The 4,870-nt window shown below is 65.6% G+C and carries 7 protein-coding genes; 3 read left to right on the top strand and 4 right to left on the bottom strand.

All coding sequences use genetic code 11. From position 1 onward, the window contains the following. Window positions 1-57: 57 nt before the first annotated feature. Together ACMX2H_RS18665 and ACMX2H_RS18660 are read right to left on the bottom strand one after the other, a co-directional pair. Entirely contained in the window at window positions 58-447 is a 390-nt protein-coding gene (locus ACMX2H_RS18665) for a VOC family protein (RefSeq protein ID WP_414962743.1), read from the bottom strand. After that, the gene (locus ACMX2H_RS18660; protein WP_414962741.1) at window positions 444-743 is read right to left on the bottom strand and encodes an ArsR/SmtB family transcription factor; all 300 of its coding nucleotides are present in this window, start codon (window positions 741-743) and stop codon (window positions 444-446) included. The genes ACMX2H_RS18665 and ACMX2H_RS18660 overlap by 4 nt, the downstream gene beginning before the upstream one ends. Before the next feature lie 172 nt (window positions 744-915). On the opposite strand from ACMX2H_RS18660, the gene ACMX2H_RS18655 reads away from it, so the two are divergent. Continuing rightward, window positions 916-1,344 carry an SRPBCC family protein gene (locus ACMX2H_RS18655; protein ID WP_414962739.1) on the top strand — a complete coding sequence of 143 codons (429 nt, stop codon included), beginning with the start codon at window positions 916-918 and terminating at the stop codon, window positions 1,342-1,344. 70 nt (window positions 1,345-1,414) lie between these two features. Then, entirely contained in the window at window positions 1,415-2,041 is a 627-nt protein-coding gene (locus ACMX2H_RS18650) for a thymidine kinase (RefSeq protein ID WP_414962737.1), read from the top strand. Window positions 2,042-2,071: 30 nt separating this feature from the next. Here the strand turns inward: ACMX2H_RS18650 and ACMX2H_RS18645 are convergent, their stop codons facing one another. Together ACMX2H_RS18645 and ACMX2H_RS18640 are read right to left on the bottom strand one after the other, a co-directional pair. After that, the gene (locus tag ACMX2H_RS18645) at window positions 2,072-2,599 is read right to left on the bottom strand and encodes a hypothetical protein (RefSeq protein ID WP_414962735.1); all 528 of its coding nucleotides are present in this window, start codon (window positions 2,597-2,599) and stop codon (window positions 2,072-2,074) included. Between the two features lie 95 nt (window positions 2,600-2,694). Next, the gene (locus ACMX2H_RS18640; protein ID WP_414962733.1) at window positions 2,695-3,558 is read right to left on the bottom strand and encodes a DUF72 domain-containing protein; all 864 of its coding nucleotides are present in this window, start codon (window positions 3,556-3,558) and stop codon (window positions 2,695-2,697) included. A gap of 375 nt (window positions 3,559-3,933) precedes the next feature. Here ACMX2H_RS18640 and ACMX2H_RS18635 point away from each other — a divergent pair. Continuing rightward, window positions 3,934-4,870 (top strand): adenylosuccinate synthase (locus ACMX2H_RS18635; RefSeq protein WP_414962731.1); only part of this gene is annotated, 937 nt, incomplete at its 3' end.

Below are 4,870 nucleotides of genomic sequence, written 5' to 3'. Positions count from 1 at the left end.
CGGCCCAAAGGAGCGGAGGGACCACCCCTCCCCCCCCCCGCGGTTACGCCCCGGCTATCAGTCCTTCGTGCTGGCGATCTGGATCAGGTTGCCGCAGGTGTCGTCGAGGACGGCGGTGATGACCGGTCCCATGTCGGCGGGCTTCTGGATGAACTCCACACCCAGCCCGACCAGCCGCTCGTACTCGGCGTACACATCCTTGACGCCAAAGCTGTTGAACGGGATTCCGTCGGCTACCAGGGCATCCTTGAACGGCTTCACTGCCGGGTGTCCGGACGGCTCCAGCAGCAGTTCCACGCCGTCGGGAGCCTCCGGCGATACAACCGTCAGCCAGCGGTCCGCGCCAAGCGGCACGTCATTCTTCAACTGGAAGCCCAGCTTGGAGGTGTAAAACTCGAGCGCCTTCTGTTGGTCGTCGACGAAGATGCTGGCGGTGGTGATAATCATGGTTCCTCCTTGGTGGTGGTGGACTGGGGGAAACGCGTGAGCCATTCCCGTGCGGCGGACAGCGGCGCAGGGTCAAGATGGTGCACGGTGGTGCGCCCCCGGCTGCTGGCAGTCACCAGGCCGGCCTCGCGCAGGATTGCCAGATGCTTGGTGACAGCTTGGCGGGATATTTCCAGATGGTGCTTGTTGATCAGGCCCACGGTCAGTTGAAACAGCGTCTGGTCGTTGTGTGCGGCCAGCTCCTCCAACAGGATCCGCCTTGTCGGATGACCGAGGGCCTGGAAAACTGCGTCCATCCCTCCACGATACGCAACCAAAAGGTTGCCAGTCCAGTGGTGTGATGTGGTCTGTCTGACAGGCCGGGGCGGTGGAGCCGGAGCGGGCGATCCGGCCACGCTGGTGCCCGAAACCCAGTCGGTTTTGCGGCCGAACCTTTCCACGCAACGCCCGGAACGGGATGATGCAGGTATGGGTGCGAACACGGCGTTCACTGTCACGGAGCAGGTCTACGTGCCGCCAGCGCGGGCGTGGGCTCTGTTGACCGACTGGGCAGCCGCGCCGGCATGGATGCCGGACGTGAGCGAGATGCACGCCGAGGGCCCGTTGACCGTGGGCCAAACCATCGACTTCCACTCCCAGGGGCACGACCGCAGCTGCACGGTGAGTCAGCTCGACGTCGGCCGGAGCATCACCATCGCTTCATCGCAGGGGGACGTGCAGGCGTATTACCGCTACGAGTTCGACGGCGACGGCGGCGCCACTCGCCTAACGCTCACCGCCGACGTCGTCATCAGTGAGGAACTGGCCGGCATGGCAGACCAGATCCGAACGGCGATGGCTGAGGCGGACTCCGGCCAACTGGCCGGTTTCAAACGTTTCGCGGAGGCCGCGCCCTGATCGCGCGCTGCCGTCCACACCGCCGCAGGCTCAGTAGAATCGAGTGCTGGGACCGCTTGAAAGGACTGTGTTGGCCAAGCTCTACTTCCGCTACGGGGCGATGAACTCCGGCAAATCGACCGGACTGCTCCAGGTTGCGTTTAACTATGAGGAGCGCGGGCAGCGCGTGCTGCTGGCCAAGCCGAACCTGGACACCAAGGGGGACAGCAAGATCGTCTCGCGGCTGGGCATGGCCAGGGACGTGGACTTCATGATCCGGGCGGGCGAATCGGTGCGCGAACACTTTGGCCGGGTGGCCGCCGGCGAAGATCCGGACGCCCTGCTGGAACGGGTGGACGTCCAGCCGGTGGCGTGCCTGCTGGTGGACGAGGCTCAGTTCCTTGAGCCGGCGCAGGTCGACGACCTGTTCCGCATCGCGGTGATGGACAACGTTCCGGTGCTGGCGTACGGCATCCGGACCGACTTCCGCACCCAGGCCTTCCCGGGCGCGCGCCGACTGCTGGAAATCGCGCACACGCTGGAGGAGTTGAAGACCATCTGTCGCTGCGGACGCAAGGCCGTGTTCAACACGCGCCGGGTGGACGGGGAGATTGTTTTCGACGGCGAGCAGGTCGCCATCGACGGCGAGGACGTCTGGTACGAGTCGCTCTGCGGGACCTGCTACTTGAAGGCCTCCGGCGGCAAACTGGAAGTCTAAGGACCCCGGGAGCAAGGACCTCCGGAGCGGTCAGCGATCCAATACCGTCCGGGCTCGGGCGATGTCTTGGAGGGCGGCTGGCGCATCCACGGGGATGCCGTGCTGTTCCGTCCACTGCCAAAAGCGTTCCGCCTCGGCCAGGAGCTGCCGGTTGAAGGCCGTCGGGTCCACGCGCACGGCCGTTTCGCCGACCGTAAGCAGTGCGCCGCCACGGATGCGCTCGAGTACCACCGAAACTGGCTGGTCTGGGAGCAGAGTCTCCCCTCGCGTGGTGGCCGAATAGTCAGCGATCACGGCAACCAAGCCGCGCCAGATCCCGCAGACGTCGTCCCAGACGGGCATACCGAGCAGCGGTATGCCCTGCCACGCCAGGCTGACCACGCCGTCGTTGTACTGGAAGCGGTGCGGTTCGCCCACGCGTAACCAGGTTCTTGCTGCTGCCTCAGGATCTTCGTAGAGGTCCTCGAGATAGTCCGCGGGAGATCCGGCGAACTCCTGGAGGTCGCGGACTGGCCGCGACAGAATGGCGGTGGTGCTCATCAGCTGCGGCGTTGCCAAAGTCCAAATCCGTTTCGTTGGGGATGGCCGGGGGATGACCGGGACTTGGGAGTCCGGTAGATGTCCAGTTTGCCCTTGACACGGACGCTACGGCATCACAGGCCAGCCGAAATTCCCAGCCGTTCTGCCAGCCCCATCGCGTTGAACGGCGCGTGAACCTTGGCGTCGTTGTCGAAGTACACATACGCGTCACGGCCAGCGCCGTCCGGGCAGCCGGAGCCGGAGAGCCAACTGCTGACCGCCGCTGCCAGCCGGTCCAGATCCTGGTCCGGATAGCCGCCGGCGTAGAGTTCGTCCTTGCCATGCAGCCGGACGTAGATAAAGTCCGCGGTGATCTCGTGCAGCATCGGCCATTTTCCCGCGCTGTCCGCCAGCACCAGGGCTGCGTTGTGCCGGCGCAGTTGGTCGTAGAACTCTTCAGTGATGAACGTAGTGCTGCGGATTTCGACGGCGTGGCGCAACGGGCGGTCGGCGCCGTCGTCGGGAATCCAGGTCCGGTCTTTCATCTTGTCGGTGTGTTCGGAGGCCAGCGCCGCGGCCGCCTTCGTGCTGCGGGGCAGTTGGGCCAGGAACTTCTCCATCACGTCGGCGTCGTAAGTGGCCCGTTCCGGCAGCTGCCAGAGAAACGGGCCGAGCTTGTCTCCGAGTCCCAGTACGCCGCTGGCATAGAAGTTCGCCAGCGCTTCGCGGACATCCTTGAGCCCCTTGAGGTGCGTGATGTACCGGCCGCCCTTGACCGCGAAGACGAAGCCCGGTGGTGTCGCCGCGTGCCATTGCTGGAAGCTGGAGGGCCGCTGGAGCGAGTAGAAGGTGCCGTTGATTTCCACCGAGTTCAGGTGGCTGGAGGCGTACTCCAGTTCGCGGTGCTGCGGCAGGCCCTTGGGGTAGAAAGTGCCCCGCCACCGCGGATACCGCCAGCCGGAAATGCCGATCCGGGCCATCGGTTCAGAGACAGCCATGAGCGGCAGGCTACCCCGCCGCGGCTCCGCGGGCCAGAGGTGGGTGAGCGCCGCCGTCGTCAGCCATTGCCAAAGCGGGCCGCACGCCTGCGCGTTTCATCGACTGGCGAATAGTTGCAGGTTTACGCCGGTTTCGCTGCATCTTCTCTCCACTCAATGCGCCGGCTCCCATCCGGCCCCGAATACGCTGGGCCGGTTGCCCTCGGATCGCCCCCGCGGGCACCGATTCCGGGCCGCGCAGGCCCATCGGCTAAACTTGGTGGGTAAGAGCCCCACATACTCCGCTTGGAGTGAGGGGCGTTCTCATGCGCGGCAGCGGCTCCTTCTTGTACAGACTGTCCGGGGCTTCCGCCGCATCGAATGGGGGAGGATCCCATGCCAGCAATTGTGATCGTCGGAGCCCAGTGGGGCGACGAAGGAAAAGGCAAGGCAACCGACCTGCTTGGCGGCCGCGTGGATTACGTGGTCAAGCCGAACGGCGGCAACAACGCCGGCCACACCGTCGTCGTCGGCGGGGAGAAGTACGAACTGAAGCTGCTGCCGGCCGGCATCCTGTCCCCCAATGCCACTCCGATCATCGGCAACGGCTGCGTGGTCAACCTCGAAGCCCTCTTTGAGGAGATCGACGGACTAGAAGCCCGCGGCGCGGACACCTCGCGGCTGCGCGTCTCCGCCAACGCCCACCTGGTGGCCCCGTTCCACCAGACCATGGACAAGGTCACCGAGCGCTTCCTCGGCAAGCGGGCCATCGGCACCACCGGCCGCGGCATCGGCCCCGCCTACATGGACAAGGTGGCCCGGCTGGGCATCCGCGTGCAGGACGTCTTCGACGAATCGATCCTGCGCCAGAAGGTCGAGGGTTCGCTGCGGCAGAAGAACGAACTGCTGGTCAAGGTCTACAACCGCCGCGACGTCCACGTGGAGGAAGTCGTCGAGTACTTCCTGTCCTTCGCCGAACGGCTGCGCCCCATGGTGATCGACTCCACGTTGGTGCTGAACCAGGCGCTGGACGAGGGCAAAGTGGTGCTGATGGAGGGCGGCCAGGCCACCTTCCTGGACGTGGACCACGGCACCTACCCGTTCGTCACTTCCTCCAACCCGACCGCCGGCGGCGCGTCCGTGGGCTCGGGCATCGGCCCCACCCGGATCAACCGCGCCGTGGGCATCATCAAGGCGTACACCACCCGCGTAGGCGCCGGCCCGTTCCCCACCGAGCTGTTCGACGACATGGGCGAATACCTGCAGAAGAAGGGCGGCGAGTTCGGCGTAAACACCGGCCGTCCGCGCCGCTGCGGCTGGTACGACGCCGTGC

Origin of the sequence: Arthrobacter sulfonylureivorans, assembly GCF_047607445.1 — a bacterium.
In the GTDB taxonomy this organism is placed as follows: Bacteria; Actinomycetota; Actinomycetes; order Actinomycetales; family Micrococcaceae; genus Crystallibacter; species Crystallibacter sulfonylureivorans_A.
The sequence above is the reverse complement of the archived record's forward strand: the minus strand, read 5'-3'. Positions and strand labels throughout refer to the sequence as shown.